Annotated in this window: 15 protein-coding genes and 1 pseudogene; 2 read left to right on the top strand and 14 right to left on the bottom strand. The window is 64.4% G+C overall.

What is annotated here, in order from left to right:
- Positions 1-4 precede the first annotated feature (4 nt).
- The 4 genes from VC352_RS14785 to VC352_RS14770 all read right to left on the bottom strand — a co-directional run bounded on the left by VC352_RS14785 (position 5) and on the right by VC352_RS14770 (position 5,471).
- A complete protein-coding gene (locus VC352_RS14785; RefSeq protein WP_322980315.1) occupies positions 5-3,277 on the bottom strand; it encodes a carboxyl transferase domain-containing protein in 3,273 nt (1,090 codons plus the stop codon).
- 152 nt (positions 3,278-3,429) lie between these two features.
- A complete protein-coding gene (locus VC352_RS14780; protein WP_322980314.1) occupies positions 3,430-4,317 on the bottom strand; it encodes a farnesyl diphosphate synthase in 888 nt (295 codons plus the stop codon).
- Positions 4,314-4,556: an exodeoxyribonuclease VII small subunit gene (locus VC352_RS14775; protein WP_322980313.1), complete on the bottom strand. Its 243-nt coding sequence runs from the start codon at positions 4,554-4,556 to the stop codon at positions 4,314-4,316. The genes VC352_RS14780 and VC352_RS14775 overlap by 4 nt, the downstream gene beginning before the upstream one ends.
- Positions 4,557-4,700: 144 nt before the next feature.
- Entirely contained in the window at positions 4,701-5,471 is a 771-nt protein-coding gene (locus VC352_RS14770) for a sulfite exporter TauE/SafE family protein (RefSeq protein ID WP_322980312.1), read from the bottom strand.
- Between the two features lie 766 nt (positions 5,472-6,237).
- Between VC352_RS14770 and VC352_RS14765 the strand changes: the two genes are divergently transcribed.
- A complete protein-coding gene (locus tag VC352_RS14765) occupies positions 6,238-7,293 on the top strand; it encodes a hypothetical protein (protein ID WP_322980311.1) in 1,056 nt (351 codons plus the stop codon).
- A 237-nt stretch (positions 7,294-7,530) separates the two neighbouring features.
- On the top strand, positions 7,531-9,015 hold the full coding sequence (locus VC352_RS14760) for a methyl-accepting chemotaxis protein (protein WP_322980310.1): 1,485 nt from the start codon (positions 7,531-7,533) through the stop codon (positions 9,013-9,015).
- 29 nt (positions 9,016-9,044) lie between these two features.
- Here the strand turns inward: VC352_RS14760 and VC352_RS14755 are convergent, their stop codons facing one another.
- The 10 genes and pseudogenes from VC352_RS14755 to VC352_RS14710 form a co-directional block, all read right to left on the bottom strand.
- Positions 9,045-10,031, bottom strand: coding sequence for a helix-turn-helix domain-containing protein (locus tag VC352_RS14755; RefSeq protein WP_322980309.1), 987 nt, complete (start codon positions 10,029-10,031; stop codon positions 9,045-9,047).
- A gap of 69 nt (positions 10,032-10,100) precedes the next feature.
- A pseudogene (locus tag VC352_RS14750) lies at positions 10,101-11,580 on the bottom strand (aldehyde dehydrogenase family protein).
- A 51-nt stretch (positions 11,581-11,631) separates the two neighbouring features.
- Complete coding sequence (locus VC352_RS14745; protein WP_322980307.1) at positions 11,632-12,480, bottom strand: VOC family protein; 849 nt, start codon at positions 12,478-12,480, stop codon at positions 11,632-11,634.
- A 19-nt stretch (positions 12,481-12,499) separates the two neighbouring features.
- Positions 12,500-14,146 carry a bifunctional 3-(3-hydroxy-phenyl)propionate/3-hydroxycinnamic acid hydroxylase gene (locus tag VC352_RS14740; protein WP_322980306.1) on the bottom strand — a complete coding sequence of 549 codons (1,647 nt, stop codon included), beginning with the start codon at positions 14,144-14,146 and terminating at the stop codon, positions 12,500-12,502.
- Between the two features lie 28 nt (positions 14,147-14,174).
- Positions 14,175-15,002 (bottom strand): IclR family transcriptional regulator, encoded by an 828-nt coding sequence (locus tag VC352_RS14735; RefSeq protein WP_322980305.1) that lies wholly within the window; start codon positions 15,000-15,002, stop codon positions 14,175-14,177.
- 6 nt (positions 15,003-15,008) lie between these two features.
- On the bottom strand, positions 15,009-15,857 hold the full coding sequence (locus VC352_RS14730) for a fumarylacetoacetate hydrolase family protein (RefSeq protein WP_322980304.1): 849 nt from the start codon (positions 15,855-15,857) through the stop codon (positions 15,009-15,011).
- Between the two features lie 33 nt (positions 15,858-15,890).
- The gene (locus VC352_RS14725) at positions 15,891-17,234 is read right to left on the bottom strand and encodes an MFS transporter (protein ID WP_322980303.1); all 1,344 of its coding nucleotides are present in this window, start codon (positions 17,232-17,234) and stop codon (positions 15,891-15,893) included.
- Positions 17,235-17,509: 275 nt separating this feature from the next.
- On the bottom strand, positions 17,510-18,985 hold the full coding sequence (locus VC352_RS14720; protein ID WP_322980302.1) for an aldehyde dehydrogenase family protein: 1,476 nt from the start codon (positions 18,983-18,985) through the stop codon (positions 17,510-17,512).
- A gap of 28 nt (positions 18,986-19,013) precedes the next feature.
- Entirely contained in the window at positions 19,014-20,738 is a 1,725-nt protein-coding gene (locus VC352_RS14715; protein ID WP_322980301.1) for an FUSC family protein, read from the bottom strand.
- A gap of 35 nt (positions 20,739-20,773) precedes the next feature.
- Entirely contained in the window at positions 20,774-22,222 is a 1,449-nt protein-coding gene (locus VC352_RS14710; protein ID WP_322980300.1) for a carotenoid oxygenase family protein, read from the bottom strand.
- Positions 22,223-22,235 lie beyond the last annotated feature (13 nt).

The raw sequence follows: 22,235 nt of genomic DNA, 5'->3' as shown, positions 1-22,235 counted from the left end.
GTGTTTACCAGGTGTCGATGAAGGGACGTTTCTTGCCGTCGCGTCGCGGCGGGCGTGGCGCCGCATTGAGCCCGCGCAGCAGCCAGGCACGGCTGTCGGCCGGGTCGATCACTGCGTCGATCTCAAGATAGCTGGCCATGTTCAGCGCCTTGCCGTTGTCGTAGGCCTTGGCCACCAGCTTGTCGAACAGCGCCTGGCGCGCGGCCTCGTCCGGCTGGGCCGCCAGCTCCTTGGCGAAACCCAGACGCACCGCGCCTTCCAGGCCCATGGCGCCAAATTCGCCACTGGGCCAGGCGGCGGTGAACAGCGGCGAATGGAAGCTGCCGGCCGCCATGGCCTGGGCGCCGAGGCCGTAGCCCTTGCGCAGCACCAGGGTGAAGAAGGGCACCGTGAGGCTGGCGGCGGTGACGAACAGGCGCGAGACGTGGCGCACCGTGGCCTGCTTCTCCGCCTCCGGGCCGACCATGAAACCGGGGGTGTCGCACAGCGAGACGATGGGCAGGTCATGCGCCTCGCACAGTTGCAGGAAGCGCGCGGCCTTGTCGCCGGCCACGGCATCGATGGCGCCACCCAGGTGCGCGGGGTTGTTGGCGATCAGCCCGAACGGCTTGCCTTCGATGCGGATTAGCGCGGTGACCAGGCCGGGGGCGAACTGGCGGCGCAGTTCCAGCACGCTGCCGTCGTCGGCCAGCAGCTCGATCACCTGGCGGATGTCGTACACGCGCAGGCGGTTTTCCGGGATCACATGGCGCAGCTCGCGGGGATCGCTGCACTGCCAGTCGGCCACCGGGCCCTGGAAATAGCCCAGGTATTGCTTGGCCACGGCGACTGCTGCGGCTTCGTCTTCCACCAGCACATCGATCACCCCGTTGGGGCCTTGCACGCTGGTCGGGCCGACCTGCTCGGGGGTGAAACTGCCGAGACCGCCACCTTCGATCATCGCCGGGCCAGCCATACCGATGCTCGCATTGCGGGTGGCGATGATCACGTCGCAGCAGCCGAGCAGCGCGGCGTTGCCGGCGAAGCAGCGGCCGGAGGCGACGCCCACCGTCGGCACCAGGCCGGAGAGTTTGGCCATGGCGACGAAGGTGTGGCAGTCCAGCCCGGCTACGCCGACGAAATCGGTATCCCCCGGCCGCCCGCCGCCGCCTTCGGCGAACAGCACCACGGGCATGCGCCACTGCTCGGCCAGGGCCAGCATGCGGTCGGTCTTCTTGTGGTTCATCACTCCCTGGGTGCCGGCGAACACCGTGTAGTCGTAGGCGATGGCCATGCAGCGCGCGGCCTCGGCACCGAAGCTCGCGGCGTTGACCGTGCCGATACCGGCGACCAGGCCATCGGCCGGGCTCAGCTCCAGCAGTTCCTCGGGCGAACGGCGCCGGCGTTGGGCGGCCAGGGCCATGGCACCGTATTCGATAAAGCTGTCGGTATCGAGCAAGTCCGCGAGATTTTCCCTTACGGTGCGCTGGCCGGTCTTGCGCCTTTTCGCCACAGCTTCGGGGCGACGTGCATCGGTCAGGCGTGCGTGGCGCTCGAGCACCTCGGCCAGGTCGGCGCGGATATGCGCCAGGTCGACTGCCTGCTCGCCATGGGTGTCTAGGCCATCCACCTCGGCAGGCTGCAGGAACGCCAGCGGCTGGCCCTCACCGATGGCGTCACCGGGGGCCACGGCCAGCGCACGGACGATGCCGCTGTGCTCGGCCTTGACCTCGAATTCCATCTTCATCGCTTCCAGCACGGCGATGCGCTGGCCAGCGGCCACGGCATCGCCCTCGGCCACCTCCAGGCTGACCAGCACGCCGGCGCTGGGCGCATTCAGCGCCAGGGTGCCGGGCGGCGCGTCGACAGTGGTCTTGGCGCTATGCAGCGAGGAGTCAGTGGCGAAGTAGCGATGTGGATGGGCCTGCTCGCGAGGGGCCAGCAACTCGCCCAAGTGGCGCTCGACATAGGTAGTGTCGAGCTGATTGGCGATCACCGCCTCGCAGTGCAACAGGTTTTGCAGCAGGTGCAGGTTGCTCGCCACGCCGTCGAGGCGGAACTCGCAGAGCCCCCGATAGGCACGGCGCAGGGCGCTGGGGTAGTCGTTGGCGCTGGCGATCAGCTTGGCGATCAGCGAATCGTAGGCCGGGCTGACGGTGTAGCCGGCATAGCCGCAACCATCCACGCGCAGGCCTGGGCCGGAGGGCGGTTGGTAGGCCGCGAGCACGCCGGCGGCCGGGCGCGCCGTACCGTCGGCGAGCAGGCTTTCCAGATTCAGGCGCACCTGCACGGCATAGCCGTTGGTCGCCGGTGGCGTGAGCAGGTTCAGCTCGGCCAGGCTGCTGCCGGCGGCCAGGTGCAGTTGCGTGTGCAGCAGGTCGACGCCGGTGACCTGCTCGGTGATGGTGTGCTCCACCTGCACGCGTGGGTTGGCCTCCATGAAGTAGAAGCGCCCCGGCTGGTCGAGGTCGAGGAGGAATTCGAAGGTGCCGATACCCTGGTAGCTCACCTCGGCGGCCAGGCGCAGGGCGCTGGCGATGATGGCGTCACGGGTGGCGGCATCCAGATCGGGGCTGGGCGCGATTTCCACCAGCTTCTGGTGGCGGCGCTGCAGGCTGCAGTCGCGCGCCCACAGGTGACTGACTGTGCCACTGCCGTCACCGAGCACCTGCACTTCGATATGCCGGGCGCGGCGCACGCGCTTTTCCACGTACAACGCGCCACTGCCGAAGGCGCCCTGGGCTTCGGAGGTGCAGCGGGTGAAGGCCTCGGCCAGTTGCGCCGGATCATCCACCGCGCGCATGCCGCGCCCGCCGCCGCCGGCCAGGGCCTTGAGCATCACGCTGCCGTGTTCGGCGAGGAAGGCGGCGGCCTGCTCCAGCGTCACCGCCTGGTTGATGCCGGGCACCAGTGGTACGCCGCAGCGCTCGGCGATATCTCGGGCGGCGGCCTTGTCGCCGAATAGTTGCAGGGTCTCGGGTGTCGGGCCGACGAAGGTCAGCCCGGCGGCCTGGCAACGACGGGCGAATTCGGCGTTCTCGGCGAGAAAACCGTAGCCGGGGTGGATGGCCGTGCAGCCTTGTTCATGGGCGATGGCAATGAGCTGATCCATATCCAGATAGGCCGCGACACCGCGACCGACCAGCGCCACGGCCAGGTCGGCCTTGCGCGTGTGCAGGCAGGCGCTGTCATCCTCGGCGTACACCGCGACACTGCGGATGCCGAGGTCGGCGCAGGCCTGGGCGATGCGAATGGCGATCTCGCCACGGTTGGCGATCAGCAGGGCGGGGAAGGGCATGGCGGCTCCGGACGTCTTGTCGTTATGGAGCCATCTTAGGAGGCTGGTCTCAGGGGTAAAGCAAGCCTTATGCGGCGATCATGCCGACATAGATGCAAATGATGATGGAGCGGGGCGGCCATCGTGGCTGAAGCCGCTCCCACAAGAACGGCCTAGCTGCGTCGCTCGACGATATAGCGCGCCAGCTCGCGCAGCGGTTCGGCGCTGTCGCCGAACAGGCGCAAGGCATGCAGGGCCAGATCACGCAACTCGATGGCGTACTGCTTGGCTGCGTCGAGACCTAGCAGGGCAGGATAGGTGGGCTTGTCGTGGGCTTCGTCCTTGCCCTGGGTTTTGCCCAGGGTGGCGGTATCACTTTCCACGTCGAGGATATCGTCCTGCACCTGGAAGGCCAGGCCGATGGCGCGGGCATACTGCAGCAGGGCCTTGAGGCTGAGGTCGTCTGACTTGCCGCTGGCCAGGGCGCCGAGCAGCACGCTGGCTTCGATCAGTGCGCCGGTCTTGTGCCGGTGCATGACTTCCAGCGCCTGCTGATCGAGTTGCAGACCGACCGAGCCGAGGTCGATGGCCTGGCCGCCGACCATGCCGGCGGGGCCGGCGGCGGCGCCAAGCGCGCTGATCATCTGCAGGCGCGTCTCGGCGTCGTGCGGGTTGCGGCGGCGGTCGGCAAGCACCTCGAAGGCCAGACTCTGCAGGCCGTCGCCGGCGAGGATGGCGCTGGCTTCGTCGAAGGCCTTGTGCGTGGTCGGTTGGCCGCGGCGCAGGTCATCGTCGTCCATGGCTGGCAGGTCGTCGTGCACCAGCGAGTAGGCGTGGATCAGCTCCACGGCGCAGGCGGCGCCATCGGCGCGCTCGATATCGCCTTGCAGCGCTTCGCAGGCTGCGTAGACCAGCAGCGGGCGCACGCGTTTGCCGCCGTTCATCACGCTGTAGCGCATGGCCTGGTAGAGGCGTTCGAGCTCGGCGCGTGGCGGTTGGAAGAGGTGGTCGAGCACCGAGTCGACACGCGCCTGGCAGCGTGTCTGGTACGCCTTGATCATGTCGGCTCGCCTGCCTCGAAGGGAGCTGGCTGCAGTTCTCCATCGCGTTCGAGGAGGATCTGCACCTTCTGCTCGGCCTGGGCCAGGGCGGCCTGGCACTCGCGGGTCAGGCCGATGCCCTGTTCGAAGGCGGTCAGCGAGTCCTCCAGCGACAGCTCGCCGCTCTCCAGGCGCTCGACCAGAGCCTGCAGCTCGGCGAGGGAGTGTTCGAAGTCGGGGGCGGCTTTCTTGCGGGCCATGGCGGCAGGTCTCGGGCAGCTTGGAAACCGCGCGACACTAGCAGAGGCGCGCCACTCGGGCAAATCAGCGGGCTGATCGATAGGCGCTTGTAGGAGCGGTGTCCAGCCGCACACCGGCAATCGCGGCTGAAGCCGCTCCTACTATTACGCAGAGAAGTAAGTGCTCCAGAAGTAGTACAGGGTCATCGTGCTCCCCACCAGGATGACGAAGCTGCGCAGCAGTGCCGGCGGCAGCCTCTCGCTCAGCGCACCGCCGGCATAGCCGCCGAGTGTGGCACCGGTTAGCAGAATGGCCAGCTCGTACCAGCTCACCCGCCCGGCGATGATGAAGGTCAGCGTGGCGATGCTGTAGATCACTGCAGAGATCAGGTTCTTCAGGGCGTTGGCGCGGGCCAGCGGGTGGCCTTCGATGGAGAACGCGGCGAGTTGCAGAATGCCCATGCCGGCGCCGAAGTAGCCACCATAGATCGATACGCCGATATGCGCGCCGAGCGACAGCGGTGTGTGCGGCGGGTGCTCTGACTCCTTGCGCCGTGCCGCCAGCCAACGACCCAGCCAGGGGCTGGCGGCGAACAGGGCGGTGGCGGCCAGCAGCAGCCAGGGGATCAGCACGCGGAATACATCATCGCCACCGGCCAGCAGTAACAGACCGCCGAGCAGGCCGCCGGCCAACCCGGCCAACAACAGTGGAATCAGATAACGCCCCAACGGCCGCAGCGAGGCGCGCGCGGCCCAGGCACCGGCCAGGCTAGCCGGCCACAGCGCCACGGCGTTGGTGGCGTTGGCCGTCACCGGCGGCAGGCCGGCGGCGAGCAGGGCAGGGAAGGAAAAGAAGGTGCCGCCGCCAGCCAGGGCATTCATGCCCCCAGCGGCGAAACCGGCGAGGGCCAACAGCAGCAGATCGAACAGAGTCATCGGGCAGGCTCGCACAAAAAGAGTGCAGCATAAGTCTTGGCACTGTTCTCAACCAGCGCCTGATCCGGGCGCTGGCACATTCGCATGGCCTTGCTGAGCTAGAGTCGGCGTCTAGGGTAGAACCGGAGCGTTGCGCCCCGGTCACTGGGCGGGAATCAGGCATTCCCGCCGCATCGATCCTCACTGCGTGCCGGTGCGGCGCAGCGTGGCCGGGGTCCAGTAGCCAGGAGGCGGTGCCGGAAGGAGGAACTGGCGAGGTGCCTTCTCGCTGTTGCGCAGGCCGATGGCGGTGTAGGTTCGGGCGTTTGCGTTCGTGGCGGTTGAACATCGGCAAGCGTTGTCTCATGTCGACAGCTTGATCCTGAATGCCATGCAGCAGGCGAATGGAGCCCAGCAGGCGCGTGACGCGCTCAGGCTATTTTGGCGCGGCGGGGCAAGACCCAGGCTCTGTGACTCCATAAATTGGATGAAACGGAACCTTCGAGGTTCTTGCTCACAAGTCCAATAATAGAGCCCTAACGATGAATACTATTTCTCGTCGCAGCATGCCTGCCGTGTCACTCATTTCCCCGTCTTCCGCATCACGCGCCAAGCGTGTGCCGATTCATCTTCCCTAGGCCGCATGTCGAGCGCTCAAGTTGAGTGCTGGTTCTGTTGTCCGTAAAGCAATGGAAGTTTACTCCGTGGCAGCTTGTGCAAAGGGTTGAGTTGCCGAGTGCCAGGTGTGGATTTTGATCATTCGATATGACCGTGGAGAGAGGTGAACATGAGCGCACCGAAAAAATGGATTCAGGCAAGAATCGAGAGTCTTGACCCCTACCAGGATTACATCGAGATATGGCGGCTATCGAGCAGCTATGGCCTCAATGATTTCATGCAGAACTTCATCTATGCCCTGACCTTTCCCAACTTCGTGGTATCTGACTGGGGCTCGAAAGTCATTTGGCGCGAAGATGGTGGAAAGGTCTTGTCACGCTCCACCTCACGCGTAGAGCAGACCGGCAGTGCCAATGCCCTGTGGTGGTATTACGGGCCGCAAGACGAGCGCACGCTGAAGTCGGTCGAGAGCATCAACAAGTTACATGCGCATTGGGCCAAGCAATATCCCGGTGCGTTTTCTTACAATGAAGACTATGTCTATGTGTGCGCCTTCACTGCCATTACCATGCACCGGCTAAAGCTGAAGATGGGCGCTCCGGGTATATCCGAAAAAGAAAAAATTGCTGCCCATTTGTTCTGGCGCGATATGTCGACGCTGTTTCGGGCGGAAAACGATCAGCCGATCACTGGGTATCCGCAGAGTTTCGATGAACTGGTGGCCTACTGCGAGGACTATGAAAATACCCCGCGACCTGTCGTTGAGCGTGGCAACCTGATTGCTACGGCCATTCATGAGCAGTTCGTCTTCCGCTTCTTCCCTCCGCAACTTCACTGGTTCGGCCACCAGCTAATTCGGTCGATGTCTTTGCCGACCACGCTCAAGACGATGAACATCGATCCGCCAGACCCGATCGCCGCCGAGCTGCTGCCCAAGCTCATGGGCTATGTATTCTGGCAAATGGAAGCGAACGCCGATGATCCCACGCAGAGCTACATCGAGGAGCGCATACGCATGCCAAGCGAAGAGAAGGCACGTATGCGCAGTGAGATGAAAGAGTTGGATGCGGCGTTTCCCGAGCACTTCATCAGCCGCTACAAGGACGATCCCACGTTTGCCGGCTGTCCGTTCCATGCGGCGCTGGGGGCTGCGCTTGAGGGCAATGGCAGTGGTGACGAGCGTCCGGTTGAGGCGTTCGAGAAAAACGCCGGTGTTCTAGGTTGATTGCAATGCATGACGATGCAGAGGGTGTTTGGTGTTGCCCTTGTTCGTTTGCGCTACAGGGCATCTGTATCAGTACCTGGTGACGCTCAGCGTCACGCATGTGAAGGCGGGAGTGCATGAGCTGCGCTGTTCTGGATTCCCGCCTTTATTCCCCCACCTATCTGAACGTTTGACGAGCCTCTGTGTTGCTAGGCTCGATCAAGGCGACAGCTGAATCCAACTGCCGAGGCGCTGACAATGAGTTCGCTGATTCAAAAGATCATGCTGGTGGTCACCGTCGTCATGACGGCAGTGGCGGTGATCGTTGGTGTGACGAATTTCATCTTTACCGCCGGTGAGCTCGAGCGTCAGCATCGTGCCGAGATCGAACGCATCGAGGTCGTGGCCGGGCGGGCTTTATCGCTTGCGCTCGCGGTCAGGCAGGGCGGTGATGTCGAACGTCTGATGGGCGATCTGGCCGACAATCCACTGATTTCGTCCATGCGGCTTCTGGATGCCGATGGGCGTCAGATCCATGTCGTCGAGCCGCGTGCGTTGGGGGGCGCGCCCGCGATAACCCGCACGCTGAAACTGAGTGAGGGCGGGCAGGCGTTGGGCACCTTGGAGGTGGGCTTCAACCGCGATGGGGTGGAGGCCACGCTGGTCACCGTCATGTTGCAGAGCGTGTTCGTCAATGGCGTGATGCTGGTCGCCGTGCTGCTGACGGTGTTTCTGTTGACCCGTCGCTTGGTCATTCGGCCGGTGCGTGAGGTGAGCCAGTCGCTGGCCCTGATCGCCCAGGGCAACGGCGATCTGCGCGCCAGGCTGCAGGTCAGGAGCCGTGACGAGATCGGCCACCTGTCGAGCACCTTCAATCAGGTGCTCGAGCAACTGGCCGGGATCATCGGAGACGTCAACGGCGTGGCGAAATCGCTCGATCATTCGCTCGACGACATGACCGGCTCGACCCAGGTCACTGCCGATGCCGCCAGCCAGCAAGTGGTGCAGATGGAAATGGTCGCCACCTCGTTGACTCAGCTGTCGCAATCGGCCAGTGCCGTGGCTGAGCATGCCCAGCGCACCTTCGAGCGTACTCGCGGCGCGACCGATCAGGTGCAGGTCGGCCGGCAAAAGATGGAAGACAATCAGGCCACCGTCACCCGGTTGAGTCAGCAGGTCGGTCGTACAGCGGAAAAGATCAGCCACCTCGCTGCCGACAGCGAGGGCATCAGCACCATGGTGGTGACGATCCGTGCCATTGCCGAGCAGACCAACCTGCTGGCGCTCAATGCCGCCATCGAGGCGGCGCGTGCCGGTGAGCAGGGGCGTGGATTCGCGGTGGTGGCCGATGAAGTCCGGGCATTGGCATCCAAGACCCGTCAGTCGACCGAGGAAATCGAGCGCATCGTCTCTCAGCTACAGAGCGCTGCCGAGCAGGCCAAACAATCCATGGCTAGCTGCCAGAGCACCCTGGATGAAGCGGTGCTCACCTCGGCGCAGGTCAATGACTACCTCGATCAGATACGCACGGGCATCCTGAGCATCAATGAGATGAACCAGTTGATTTCCCAGGCCAGCCAAGAGCAGTGCAGTGTTTCCAATGGCGTCACCGAGTCGGTCAGCCGTATCCATCAGCTCAGCGAGACGATTTTCGTCGGTATCCGCAGCCTGACCGAGAGTGGTGGGCGCATCAAGAACGAGAGCCAGGTGCTGCAGGACAAGATGCGCCAGTTCCAACTCTGATCCCGCTCAGGAAGCGGGCTGCGTCTGGGTCAGTGCGGTTTGCCGGCCATGGCGGATTCGCGAAACAGACTCGGAGGCATGCCGTACTCGGCCCTGAACGCCTTGCTGAAATGTGAGCTGCTGTTGAAGCCCCAGCCGTAGGCGATATCGGTGATCGAGCGCGACAGGTTGTCTGCCTTGCGCAGCTCTTCGGCGCAGCGCGCCAGCCGGCGTTGCCAGATGTATTCGTTGAGGCCCGTGGTGGTTTCGTCCTTGAACGCCCGGTGCAGGGTGCGTACCGAGCATTCCAGAGCCTCAGCGATGCGTTCGATGCTCAACTCGCGCTCGGCCAGGTTCTGTTCGATGAAGGTCTTGATCCGGTTCTTCTTGAAGAAATGGAAGTCATGCTCGAGTCGCGTCTGCTGTTGATGATTATCCAGGGTGTTGCGCAGCAATGAGCTGATGCTCTGACCGAGCTGGGCGGCGGTGCTGTCGTTCATCAACGGGAACTGGTTGTAGGTGTCGCAGATCAGGTGCTGCAACATGCGCACCAGGCCGTTGCGGCTGTTGAGGTGAGGGGCGGGAGTCGTCCCCAGAATGGGGGCCAGGCCATGGCACAGCAGCATGAGGTACTCACAGCCCTTCATGCAGGTGACATTGAAGGGGCGGCCGCAATCGAGCAGCAACATATCGCCGGGGGCCAGCACGTAGCGTTTGCCTGCTTGTTCGAAATGGCTGACCTCGCTCATCTGCAGGATCAGCAGCCAGGGGGTGTCGGTTGGTGCCAGCGTCTTGCTCAGGCTGCGGGCAAAACGGTGTGGGCTGCAGACCATTCGGCACAAGTGCAGCTCACCCAGCGCGCCGTACTCCAGACGGCCGCTGAAGGGATGTTCATGCAGGGGCTCGAAGTGGCTGCTTTCCAGGCGCCGTACATGTTCCGGCGTTTGCCCTAGATGATGGCTCATGAACTCGCGCCATTTGTTTGGACGATCGCTCTGGGCGTACGGATCGGTGCTTACGGAGGCAAGTGTGCTCATCATGGACTCTCTTTATTGTTATCTATCGTCCGGCGCATGGCGCCGGACGATTGTTGCTCAGGATAACGGTCAGAACGGGTAGTGATGCCCCCCCCGCCTGCCAGGTGACCCAATGCGCACGGGTGAATTCATCCAGCGCGTAGTGGCCATTGAAGCGGCCCAGACCGGAGTTCTTCTCTCCGCCGAATGGAGCGTTGGGCTGGTCGTCGACGGTGATGTCGTTGATATGAGTCATGCCCGCCACGATCTGCCGGGAGAAGGCCAGGCCGCGTGCCATGTCGCGGGTGAACACGGCGCTGGACAGCCCGTAGTCGCCGGCGTTGGCCAGGGCCAGGGCGTGGCGCTCATCGTCGGCCACCACCAGTGGCAGCAAGGGGCCGAAGGTTTCTTCCATCGCCAGTTCCTGGCTGGCCGGAACGTTGCCGAAGACATGCGGCGGCAGCACCAGCCCGCTGGGCTGGCCGCCGGCCAGTTGCGTGAGGCCAGCGGCGTGCGCGTTGTCGACCTTGCGCAGCAGGCCATCGAGCTGGGCCTGGTTGATCACCGGGCCGATGACCGTATCGGGCAGATTGGGGTCGCCGACCTTGAGCGCCTTCACCCGCTCGGCCACCAGCGCGGCGAAGTCGCCGTAGACCTTGCGATCGACGATGACGCGGTTGACGCTCATGCAGATCTGGCCCTGGTGCAGGAAGCGGCCGACCACGGCGGCGTGAGCGGCGACGTCGAGATCGGCGTCGTCGAGCACCACCAGCGGGCTGTTGCCGCCCAGCTCAAGAGCCACGCGCTTGATGTATTGGCCGCCGGTGGCGATGCGCCCGACGTTACGGCCGACATCGGTCGAGCCGGTAAACGAGATGAAGCTGGGCACCTTGTGTTCGACGAAGGCATCGCCGATTTCCGAGCCGGCACCGACCACCACGTTGAGCACGCCGGCAGGAAAACCAGCCTCCTCGAACAGGTGGGCGATCAGCAGGCCGCCGGTGACGGCGGTGTCGCTGGCCGGCTTGAGCACCACCGTGTTGCCCAGGGCGACTGCCGGGATGACCGAGCGCAGGCTCAGGTACAGCGGGAAGTTCCAGGGGCTGATGACGCCGACCACGCCCAGCGGTTCACGGAACACGAAGCTTTGCTCGCCAGGCTTGTGGCTGGTGAGGATGCGGCCTTCGACCTGGAACGGCATGCTGGCGCATTCGCGCACCAGATTCAGCGAGGCGTTGCATTCGAAGCTGGCCTTGATACGGGTGCTACCGGATTCACGGATCAGCCAGGAGGTGATTTCTTCGGCACGTTGTTCGACGATCCGGGCCAGGCGGTTGAGCAGTTCGGTCTTCTGCGCAGGCGTGGTGGCGGCCCAGTCCTGCTGGGCACGCTGGGCGGCCAGGTAGGCGCGGTCGAGATCTTCGGACGACGCCATGGACATGGCGAGCAATGACTCGCCGGTGAATGGGTCGCGATCATCGAGGGTACGCTTGGACTGGCCACTGACCCAGGCACCATCGATGTACTGGTGCCCAGAGAGGGTGTAGGGGGCAGGCGCTTTATCAGTCATTGTTATTCTCCGCATGAGAGTGGGCGTGAGCCCGGTTGAATGCACGATAGGTCAGCTACGAATCCAGGCACGGCCCCAGGAATTGAGGGTGTGCTCGCATTGTGGCCAGTTGCCGGGCGCTTGCCCGGCCGGGGTGATTTCCAGTTCGGCCGATAGCTCGAGGCGATTGCGGTCGGCGTCGACCACCATGAAGAACAGGTTGTTGCCGGGGCCATGCCGACCGGGGCCGAAGAAGATGGTGATGTGCTCCTTGGCGAAGCGATCACCCCAGTCACGGATGTCGTTCCAGCCGCTGGTTTCGTAGCAGTGGTGATCCCATTCGTTGCGCGAGCCGCGAAAGAAGGCCAGCGAGTGGTGTTCGTCGTCCGAGCGCAGGAAGCAGGTGGTCAGTTGGCCGGTTTCCTCATCCACCACGTTGTCGGAAATGGTGAAGCCGACGGTGTTGACGTAGAAGTCGATCATGGCCTCCAGCTCGGTGGTCTGGAACACCACATGCTGCAGGCGGCCTGGCATGCCCGGCAGGTCGGCGTGCTGCAGCGTGCTGGCGATGCCGAAAATGGTCTCCCGGCCCTGGGGGTCGCGGATGCTGAAGGCACCTGCATCGAGCAGTGGCGAGTCGACGTTCTCCACCGGGCAGCCTTTTTCCTCCAGGCGCTGGCGCAGCTCGCTCAGGTGTTGCGGGCTGGCCAGGCGGTAAGCGGCGGCCAGCAGGCCCGGCTTGTCCGCCGGGCTGATCTGCACGGCGCGGTTGGGGCCCAGCAGCACGGCACTGCCATCGGGTTGGTGCGTGCATTGCAGATCCATCATGCGCTGATAGAAGTCGATCTGGCGTTGCGGTTCCTTGCTGCCCAGGTGCAGGTAAAGCAGACGAGCAGGTGTCGAGGTTTGCAAGGTGGTCATCAGTCATGCTCCCGATAGGTTAGCGAAGCGCTTCGGCGGCCATGGCCACAGGGCTGGCTGGCGTGGCGCGGGCAGGGTTGAACAGGCACTGCAGCGAGTCGGCGACATGCATCTCGTCGTGGCAGTCGAAGAGGGCGGCGATGTAACGATCCGGGCGCAACACGATGATCGCGCGCGATTCGAAGAAGGCTGCTGGCAGGGCGTGCTGAGCATCGCGCAGGATGCAGGGGCCGCCCTCTTGCGCCGGGCTGACCGGCGAGTCGCCGGGCTCGATGACGATGTGGCGGGCGCCGAGCGTTTTCCACAATGGATGCTGCAGGCTTTCCAGGGCGTTGCTGGCGGAGTGACCGCACTGGATCAGGGCAAAGCCAGCGCCAATGATGTCATCGAGTTTGCAGTCACGGCCGCTGCTGTCCTGCAGGACGGGTTGGGGAAACATCTCGCCAGTGCGATAGGGCGCTTTGATGGCGCTGCTGACCACCAGCCCCTTGGTGAAGCGTGGCTTGGGCTTGAAGCGCATCTGCAGGAAGTAGTCGCGCAACGGCGGGATATGGCCGATAACGCGGAACAGGCCGGCGATCACGCGTGCCCGCAACGGGCTTGCCGGGGCCATCACCACGCCCAGGTTCAGCGCCAGTTGAATCAGCGCCCAGGCATGGTCGCGACGTTCCTGTTCATAGGAGTCGAGCATGGCCGGGTGCATGCCGCCGCGCAGTACCTGAATCAGCTTCCAGCCCAGGTTGTGCGCATCGCGAATGCCGCTGTTCATGCCTTGGCCGGCGTAGGGCGGGGTCAGGTGGGCGGCGTCGCCCGCGAGAAAGACCCGGTCGACCTGCCAGCGTTCGGCGACGCGGGCATGGAAGGTGTACACCGTCTTGCGTACCACCGAGGTGGCTTTGTCGCCTCGGAAGGGGCGCAGCAGTTCACGCAGTTTGGCGTCGCTGAGCATCTGCTCATCGCTTTCCTGCGGATGCAGCATCAGCTCGAAGCGCCGGGTTTTGTGCGGGCCAGGCACCTCGACGATGGGGCGGCGCGCGTCGCAGTAGACGCGGGTCTGCCAGAAGGGGTCGTCGTCCTGGTCGGTGTCGACCACCAGCCAGCGTGACTGGAAGCTGGAGCCGACCATGGCCACGCCAAGCTGCTTGCGCACCGGGCTGCGGCCACCGTCGCAGGCGACCATGTAGCTGGCGCTGATGGTGATGTCTTCGCCCTGGGCATTTCTGACCTGGGCCTGCACACGTTGCCCGTCCTGAGTGAAGCTCAGCAGTTCATGGTTGAAGCACTGGGTCAGCGAGGCGAAGCGATCCATGCCCTGGCGCAGCGTGGCCTCGAACAGCGGCTGGCGGAAGGCATTGCGCTTGGGGAAACCGTAGGTGGCGGAGGTGGGCTCGACCTTGCCGAAGCAGTGCCCGTCGGGACGGTCGAAGTAATGCACGCCGTAGCCGGGCACGACATCACGCAGGACTTCGTGCTCCAGGCCGATGGCCTGCATGGTGCGCAGTGACTCGTCATCGATCGACACCGCGCGCGGTTCGGCGACGGTGCTGGCCTTGCGGTCGAGGATGATGGTGGCGATACCGGCCTGGCCGAGCAGATTCGCCAGGGTGAGACCGGTCGGTCCGGCGCCCACGATAAGGACGTCAGACTGCATGTGAAGGGTTGTCATTGTTGTTCCCTTTTTGAGTGGGTGAGGCTCAATCCAGTTGTGGGGGCCTGTGCGACAGGGCCGCCGCCAACTGCGTCAGGTTGTCGGCCAGGGTCATGATCTGTTGCCCGTGCTGTTCATCCAGGCGTTCATCGTGTTCCTCCAGTGGCCGCACGCAGGAAATGCTGCCGACGACGCGGCCATCGCCGTCGAACAGCGGTGCCGCCAGGCCGTAGAAGCCGGCGTCCACCTCGGCGGCGGTGATCACGAAGCCGCGACGGCGGATGCGTTGCAGCGAGCGGCGAAACTCTTCCCAGGTCTGCCCCAGGTTGCTCTGCCGGATTAGCTCCGGGTTTTCCAGAAACAACTGGCTGTGCTGGCGCGCGCCAAGGTGCGCGAGGATCGCCTTGGACGTCGCGCCCATGAACAGCGGGCGCGGTGTGCCACGGGCGTAGCTGACCTCGTCGGTGAGGCCTCCGCTCTGGTGGATGCAGACGACCTGATTCTTGAACAACCGGCAGACCAGCCAGACCTGATGGGCGCTCCACTGCGGCAGCTCGCTTTCGAGCTGCTTGGCCGCGCGCACCAGTGGGTCGCTGACACGCAATTGGCGATCCCAGGTGATGATGCGTGAGCCCAGCGCATAGCGACCGGCCTCGACCTGGAACAGCAAATCGGCATCGGCCAGCTCGCGCACGTAGCGATACACCGTGGAGCGGGTGTAGCCAAGGGCCGCGCCCATGTCATCCACGGCCCAGATCGGGTTGGCCTCGGTGAAGATATCCAGCACACGCAGCATGCGTTCGAGGCTGGAGGCTTTCGCAGGGGGCGTGGTCAGGCTGGAGCTGGGCTGGGTGTTGTTAGACAGGCCGTCCATTTCTCGTTACTCGTCGGCGATGGTGTTGCGCAGGATACCAATGGAGGCGATTTCCACCTCGACCACATCACCCGGCTTCATCCATACCGGCGGTTCGCGGAACGCGCCAACGCCGCCCGTGGTGCCCGAGACGATCACGTCGCCGGGGGCCAGCTCGGTGAAGGTGGTGCAGTATTCGATCAGCTTGCGCACGCTGAAGATCATGTCGGCGGTGCTGGTGTGCTGCATCACCTCGCCGTTGAGGCGGGTGGTCAGTTCCAGGGTCTGCGGATCGGCGATCTCGTCGGCGGTCACCAGCCAGGGGCCGAAACCGCCGGTCTGCGGGAAGTTCTTGCCCGGTACGAACTGGATGGTGTGCTTCTGCCAGTCACGCACGCTGCCGTCGTTGTAGCAGGCGTAGCCGGCCACGTAGTCGAGGGCATCGGCCTCTTGCACATGGCGCGCGGGCTTGCCGATGACCACCGCCAGCTCGCCCTCGAAGTCCAGCTTGTGCGAGGCCTTGGGCCGCAGGATCGCTTGGTCGTGGGCCGTCTGGCTGTCGGCGAAGCGGGTGAAGATCATCGGGTAGGTCGGCATCTCGCGGCCTGTCTCGCGGACATGCGTGGCGTAGTTGATGCCGATGCAGAGCACCTTGCCCGGGCGGGTGATGACCGGCAGGAACGCGATGTCGGCGAGATCCAGGCGCGGCAGATCGGCAAGGCTGTCGGCGTTCAGTTCGACCAGGCGATTGCGCGCGATGGCTTCCTTGAGATCCTGGCCGAGGCTGTCCTTGAGGCTGTGCAGATCGATGATCTGTTCACCCGTCACGATGCCGTAGGATTCACGGCCCTGGTGGGTGAAGCTGGCGATTTTCATGTCATGTCCCTTTGTGGGTGTGGTGGTTGGGGGTCAAGCCGCGTGTCGAGGCGCGGCTCGTACCTGGCTGAGAACAATGGTCAACACGGCGCCCAGGGCCAGGGCGCCAGGCAGCAGCGCCGCCATGAAAATTTGCTGCAGCGACCAGCCCAGGCCGAGCATCAGGCCGCCGAAGATCGGACCGACAATCGAGCCGATGCGTCCGACGCCCAGTGCCCAGCCGATGCCGGTGGAGCGAATGCTCTGTGGGTAGATTTCCGCCGCCACTGCATTCAGGCCCGCCTGCGCGCCCTGCACGCAGATGCCGAGGACGAACATGGTCAGCAAGAAAACATCAAGGCGTACCGGCAGCAGGCTCAGTGACAGCACCAGCGCCAGGTAACAGAGGAATTCAGCGAGCAGCACCTGGTAGGTGCCGAGGCGATTCATCGCATGGCCCTGCACCACCGAGCCGATCACGCCACCGAGGCTGAACAGGATGATCGCCACGATGCCGGTCGACAGTGGCGCGTTGGCCGTCGCCAGAACCGTGGGAATCCAGCTCATGATCGAATAGAGGATCAGCAGGTTCATGGCGTACGGCAGCCACAGCAGGAGGGTGCGGCGCCACATGCCGTCGCTGAACAGAAGGCTGACCGGGATACGCTCGGCTTTGCCAGGCGAGGTCTCGCGGCGGGTCACCGCGAGGGTGCTGACAGCCGGAAACAGGCCTTTGAGCGCGCGCGCCAACTGCGAGTGACGCTGTGGCGAACGGGTCAGGTATTCCATGGATTCGGGCAGGCGTGCGGCGATCAGCAGCGCCACGAAGATGGGCAGCATGCCACCGATGATGAAGATGGCATGCCAGCCCCACAGGCTCAGCACCTGTTGCGTGGTGAGCCCGGCCAGCATGGCGCCCAGTGGCATGCCGCAAAACACCAGGGTCACGGCTGAGCGCGAAGCGCGCCGAGGCATGTACTCGGACGCCAGCGCCACCAGGTTGGGAATCGCGCCGCCCAGGCCTAGGCCGGCCAGAAAGCGCACCAGCAGCAACTCGTCGTAGCGCTCGACGAACGCAGTGAGCAGAGCGAACAGACCGAAGGTGAGCACCGAGGCGATCAGTACCTTCTTGCGCCCGATGCAGTCGGCCAGCGGCGCCAGGAGCAAGGCGCCGACCATCAGGCCGAACAGGGCGGCGGCGAACACCGGGCCGAAGGCGGAGGGGGCGATGCCCAGGCTGTCGGCCATCGGCTTGACCAGAAAGCCCACGACTTGCGTATCGAAGCCATCGAGCACGGCTACCAGCAGGCAGAGGGCGAGCACTTCGTATTGCTTGGCGCCGATCTGGCGATTGTCGATCACGTCACCGAGGACGCTTGTCGCGGTTGATTGATGCACGGCTTAGGCCTCTTGTTCTTATCGTGATGCACAGGCATTCGCGTATTGGTTCGCGATGGGGTTAATCTAGGCTTCAAATTAAATCCTGTAAAGTGGGATTTATTTAAAATCCCACAATATGGAAATTATTTGTTTTTGCGGTGCGGCGTGCGCGGCGCCGAATCGCTCTGGCGCGCGGGTTGCCGCGATAGGGGGGCAGAAGGGGAAGGGCGACCAGTGGTCGTGAGCTGTGCCCCTGCAGGGCTGGTGTTGCCAGCCCTGCAGGGCGATGGGGCTCAGAAGGGGTAGGGGCGTGGGGTGTGCTGGATCGACACCCAATGGTCGGTGGTGAGTTCGGCGATGATCCAGTCGCTGTTGAAGCGCCCCAGGCCGCTGTTCTTCTCGCCACCGAAGAGGTTGCTGGGGTCATCGTTGACGGAGATGTCGTTGACGTGGGTCATCCCTGCCTCGATCTGCTGGGCGAAGCGTACGCCGCGTGCTTCATCGCGAGTGAACACTGCGCTGGAGAGGCCGAACTCGGTGGCGTTGGCCAACTCCAGCGCATGCGCTTCATCGCGTGCGCGGATCACCGGCGCGATCGGGCTGAACTGCTCGCTCTGGGCCAGGGGCGATTCGTTGGCGACGTCGATGAAGATGTGTGGCGGCAGGAGCAGGCCGTCGACGCGCCCATCCAACACCAGTTGCGCCATCGATTGCTTGGCGGCCTCGATACGCGACACTGCGCCTTCGAGCTGACGCGAGTTGATCAATGGGCCGATCACCGTATCGCTGTCGTTGGGGTCGCCCACCTTGAGAGTGCGTACCCGCTCGACGAAGGCTTCTACGAAGCGATCATGAATGCTGGCATCGACGATGATGCGGTTGCTGCTCATGCAGATCTGCCCCTGATGCAGGAAGCGGCCTACCGTGGCGCCCTGTACCGCACGCTCCAGGTCGGCGTCGTCAAGCACCACGCAGGGGGCGTTGCCGCCCAGCTCCAGGCCCACGCGTTTGAGGGTCGGGCCGCTCATGGCGAGGCCGCCGATATGCCGCCCGACGCGGGTGGAGCCGGTGAAGGAAATGAACTTGGGAATCGGGTGCAGGGTGAAGGCATCGCCGATATCGGCCACATCGCCGACCACCACGTTGAGCACGCCAGGCGGTAGCCCGGCTTCCTCGTAGAGTTTGCCGAGCAGCAGGCCTCCGGTTATCGGGGTGTCATCGGCGGGTTTGACCACCACGGCGTTACCCAATGCCAGGGCCGGTGCGATCGAGCGGTTGGACAGGTGCATCGGCCAGTTCCAGGGGCTGATGACGCCGACCACGCCAAGTGGCTTGCGATACACGCGGCTCTCCTTGCCGGGAATGTCCACCGGCAGGATGCGCCCCTGCACGCGGGTTGGCATGCTGGCGGCCGCCAGCAGGGTGGCGCGTACGGCGGCCCATTCGATTTGCGCCTTGGTGCGGGTGCTGCCCGACTCACGGATCAGCCAGTCGACGATCTCGTCCTGGCGTGCATCCAGGATCGTCACGGCGCGCAAGAATACCGCCGCCCGTTCACTTGGCAGCAGGGCGGCCCAGTCGCGTTGAGCACTGGCCGCGCTGCGATAGGCCAGGTCGAGATCGGCCTGGTTGGCGAGGCTGATGCGGGTCAACAGGGCACCGTCGTAGGGGTTGTGATCGTCCAGTACCTTGCCAGAGCTGCCAGCGCACCAGCGGCCTGCGATGAATTGTCCGGTGAAGTCATGCCATGGGGTGGCGATGAGGCTCATGTTCAAGCTCCTGGGTGGGTGGAAGGAATCAGGTTGTGCTCGCGAGGCGGGCAAGGGTTCGCGCGGCCTGTTCGGCGTTGCTCGTGGCCTGCGCCAAGGCCGATAGGTCCGGCGAGTCGTCTGCCCGATAGGGGGCCGTCGCGGCGACGCAACGGAGCGCGGCCTTGACCAGCGCGCTCGCCTGGCCGTCGCTCACCACCAGCGAGCGCAGCAGGGGCCGCGCGCGCGCATGGGCCACGGCGAATCCCTGCGGCGTTGTCGCGCGCCGGGTTTGTCGGGCGATGCGCCGGGCCAAGGCCAGGCGCCGACCTGCCGGAAGCGCGGGATACCACAGCAGCAAGCCCGCCGCCGCAGCCAGTACGCCCAGCAGAATCGCCAGGGTCTGCAGGGCGACCTGGTGCAGGTCGCTGGGCAAATGCACGCCGGGTTGCGCCGTGAGCAGGAAGGTCATGTTCAGGTCGATGGCCAGCTTGGCGGTGCGGGCACGGGCCATCAGCGCTGCGCCGATCAGCAGGAAGGGGGCGATGCAAAGCAGCAATTGCCAGTCGTTCTGCACCTGGGGCAACAGCCAGAGGCGCGCGACCATGCCTGCGCTGGCGCCCAGTATCGAGCCGATGAATACATCCTTGACCGCCGCCTTGGCATCGTTGTGGCTGGAGAACAGCGAGGCGAACAGCACGGCGGTCATGGTCATGATGGCGCCCTCGTCCCAGCCGCTCAGGCGCCAGAGCAGGGCGGCGACGATCAGCGCCGACAGTGGCCTAACCGCAGAGGTACTGGCGGCGCGCCAATCATGGTTGAGCAGGCGTTCGCGCCAGTTGACGCCACTTCTCGGATGCTTGAGGCGTTGCTGCAGCCGTTCGAGTGCCTGTAGCAGTTGCGGGCACTCGGGCGTTTGCGCCCGCAGCGCGGCGATGAAGGCTTCGAGGTTTTCCAACTCGTTGCGGTCATCGTCGAAGCGTGCCTCGCACAGGGGCGTGTTGCGCGTCTCGCTCAGGGTGTGCACGAGGGCGACGACGACCAGCAAGGCATCGATCACCTCATGGGCGTGGCGAACCCGCTGGCGCCCCGCGCGTGAACCGGCGGCGGCGAGGTCGAGTACGCCATCGAGGGTCTTGATGGCGCCCAGCACACGGCTGAGATCACTGGTGTCCTGCGTGTGCAGTGGCGCGCTCATGCACCCGTGCAGGCAGTCGTTGACCAGTGCATCGAGACGTTCCTCGAGCAGCACGCTCGGCTCCGACTTGGCCGTGAATAGCCAGGACACGCAGGAGGAACAGAGTATGCCGAGCAGGGTGCAGATCACGCGTCCACTGGCAAGCTCGGGGTCGAGCACCGGGTCGGCCAGGCCGAACAGGGCCACGATGGCGGCGGTGTAGCCGGCCAGCACCCAGGCGTAGTTGCGAAAGTGGCGGAAGAAGTTGCCGATGGCGGCGCACAGCGTCAGCCAGAGTGCCAGCAGGCAGAGCAGCAGGTTGGGCCAGGCGAAGAAGAAGTACAGCAGCAAGCCGCCGACCAGCGCCCCGGCAACGCTGCCGATCAGACGTGCGATGCAGCGTTCGATGAACAGGCCACGGGTAGGCTGGGCGACCAGCCACACCGTCATCGCCGCCCACCAGGGGTGATGAATGCCGGCCGCGTTGGCCAGCGCCAGGGCGAGCAACGCCGCGGCCGTGGTGTGCAGGCTGAAGACGAGGGGCGCACGCGCTCCGGCCAGGGCTCTGCCTATGTGTTGCACGAAGACGCCGCTCATGGCGAGCGGCGTTGTTGGCTGCGTGGAGGCATCGCTTACTCGGCGGGAGACCAGGAGCCATGCAGTGACATGCGCATGCGCAACGGAATCTTGATGCGCGCCACGGGGCCGGCGGCCATGTCGCGAGAGTCGAGCACCACCAGTTCGCTGCTGTAGTCGGCAATGTGGTTGAGCAGAGCGATGACATAGCCATCACCTTCGGGCGCATCCGCCGAACGTGGCACGAAGATCGGCTCCTGGAAGCACTCGCTGTCGCCGGCGAACCAACTGTCGCTGACGCCGGTCTTGAGGTTGAAGTGGGTCAGCAGATTGAAGAACTGGAACGGCATGGGGCCGTTCTCTGCCCGGTACGGGCGCGTCGGGTCGAAAGCGAGCATGAAGCCATGCTCGTAGGGCTGACCGATATAGCGGTCATCGACACGCGGAAACTCGCACGGGTAATGGTTCAGCGGCCTGGGCTCGACACGATCGCTCGTGGCATTGAGATCGAATGTCCAGCGATGCAGGCTGGAGGACAGGGTTTCGGGGGATGGGACGAAGCCGTCTTCCTGCGGGAAGAAATAGAAGACGTTGCCGCCGGTCACCGGCATGTCGACATGGATCAGGCCATTCTCCTCGAAGGCATTGAGGGTATGCCCCTGGAAGCCATCGGCAGGCCCCTTGAACCAGCGCACATCGCTGGTGCTGCCACGGCGCGGCAGCACGGCGAACAGTTGCGGCAGATCCGGCTGCCACTGGAAGTGCTGACCGCCACGCTTCATGCGCTCCACGTCCACCGTCAGCGGAATGAAGGGCAGCACGATGTAATTCGGCGTCACCGCGCAGTCGTGCACCATGGCGGCATAAGGTGCCTCGAACCAGATTTCATGCAGCAGCTTGCCGTCCGGGCTGATCTCGAAATAGGCCATGTCCGGCGTGGCGTCGCCCTTGGCCTCGTAGCTGAAGGCGAGCAGGTTGCCGGTCAGCGGGTCGATCTTCGGGTGGGCGGTGAAGGTGGCGGATTTGATCTGCCCATTCCAGTCGTAAACACCCAGGGTTTCCAGGGTTTGCGGGTCCATGGCGTAGGGCAGGGCGTCTTCCTTCAAGGCCAGCAGCACGTCACCGTACTTCAGCACTGCGGTGTTGGCGGTGGTGTTGTTGGCGGCGGCCAGTGGGTCGTTGGTATAGGTGTTGCGGTAGATCCCATTGAGCGAGCGGCCTTCGCGGCGTTGCGCCAGCAGGCGTGCGGTCTGCACGTAGCGGCGGCGCAGCGAGGCCTTGCCGTCGGCGAAGAAGAAGGCGCTGATCATGCCGTCGCCGTTGAAGAAGATGTCCTGGCCAAGCAGCGGTGGATACTGTGGATCGGGCGATACCTGATAGAAGGCGCCACGGATGGCAGCAGGCAGGCTGCCTTCGATCTCCAGATCCATGACATCGGCTTCCACACGACTTGGGCGATACAGCGCACCAGAGAACTCGGGCGTTTCGGGAAAAAGAATGCTCATGAGATTTTCCTTG

The sequence above is a fragment of the Pseudomonas sp. C11 genome, from assembly GCF_034683865.1.
GTDB lineage: Bacteria > Pseudomonadota > Gammaproteobacteria > Pseudomonadales > Pseudomonadaceae > Aquipseudomonas.
Note: the sequence above shows the minus strand (reverse complement) of the source record. Positions and strands in the feature narration are given on the sequence as shown.

Excerpts from the sequence above, each read along its gene's own strand:
- VC352_RS14740 (WP_322980306.1), bottom strand. The coding sequence starts at position 14,146 with ATGACAACCCTTCACATGCAGTCTGACGTCCTTATCGTGGGCGCCGGA.
- VC352_RS14770 (WP_322980312.1), bottom strand. The coding sequence starts at position 5,471 with ATGACTCTGTTCGATCTGCTGCTGTTGGCCCTCGCCGGTTTCGCCGCT.
- VC352_RS14710 (WP_322980300.1), bottom strand. The coding sequence starts at position 22,222 with ATGAGCATTCTTTTTCCCGAAACGCCCGAGTTCTCTGGTGCGCTGTAT.
- VC352_RS14765 (WP_322980311.1), top strand. The coding sequence starts at position 6,238 with ATGAGCGCACCGAAAAAATGGATTCAGGCAAGAATCGAGAGTCTTGAC.
- VC352_RS14715 (WP_322980301.1), bottom strand. The coding sequence starts at position 20,738 with ATGAGCGGCGTCTTCGTGCAACACATAGGCAGAGCCCTGGCCGGAGCG.
- VC352_RS14730 (WP_322980304.1), bottom strand. The coding sequence starts at position 15,857 with ATGAAAATCGCCAGCTTCACCCACCAGGGCCGTGAATCCTACGGCATC.
- VC352_RS14785 (WP_322980315.1), bottom strand. The coding sequence starts at position 3,277 with ATGCCCTTCCCCGCCCTGCTGATCGCCAACCGTGGCGAGATCGCCATT.
- VC352_RS14775 (WP_322980313.1), bottom strand. The coding sequence starts at position 4,556 with ATGGCCCGCAAGAAAGCCGCCCCCGACTTCGAACACTCCCTCGCCGAG.
- VC352_RS14735 (WP_322980305.1), bottom strand. The coding sequence starts at position 15,002 with ATGGACGGCCTGTCTAACAACACCCAGCCCAGCTCCAGCCTGACCACG.
- VC352_RS14720 (WP_322980302.1), bottom strand. The coding sequence starts at position 18,985 with ATGAGCCTCATCGCCACCCCATGGCATGACTTCACCGGACAATTCATC.
- VC352_RS14745 (WP_322980307.1), bottom strand. The coding sequence starts at position 12,480 with ATGACCACCTTGCAAACCTCGACACCTGCTCGTCTGCTTTACCTGCAC.
- VC352_RS14760 (WP_322980310.1), top strand. The coding sequence starts at position 7,531 with ATGAGTTCGCTGATTCAAAAGATCATGCTGGTGGTCACCGTCGTCATG.
- VC352_RS14755 (WP_322980309.1), bottom strand. The coding sequence starts at position 10,031 with ATGAGCACACTTGCCTCCGTAAGCACCGATCCGTACGCCCAGAGCGAT.
- VC352_RS14780 (WP_322980314.1), bottom strand. The coding sequence starts at position 4,317 with ATGATCAAGGCGTACCAGACACGCTGCCAGGCGCGTGTCGACTCGGTG.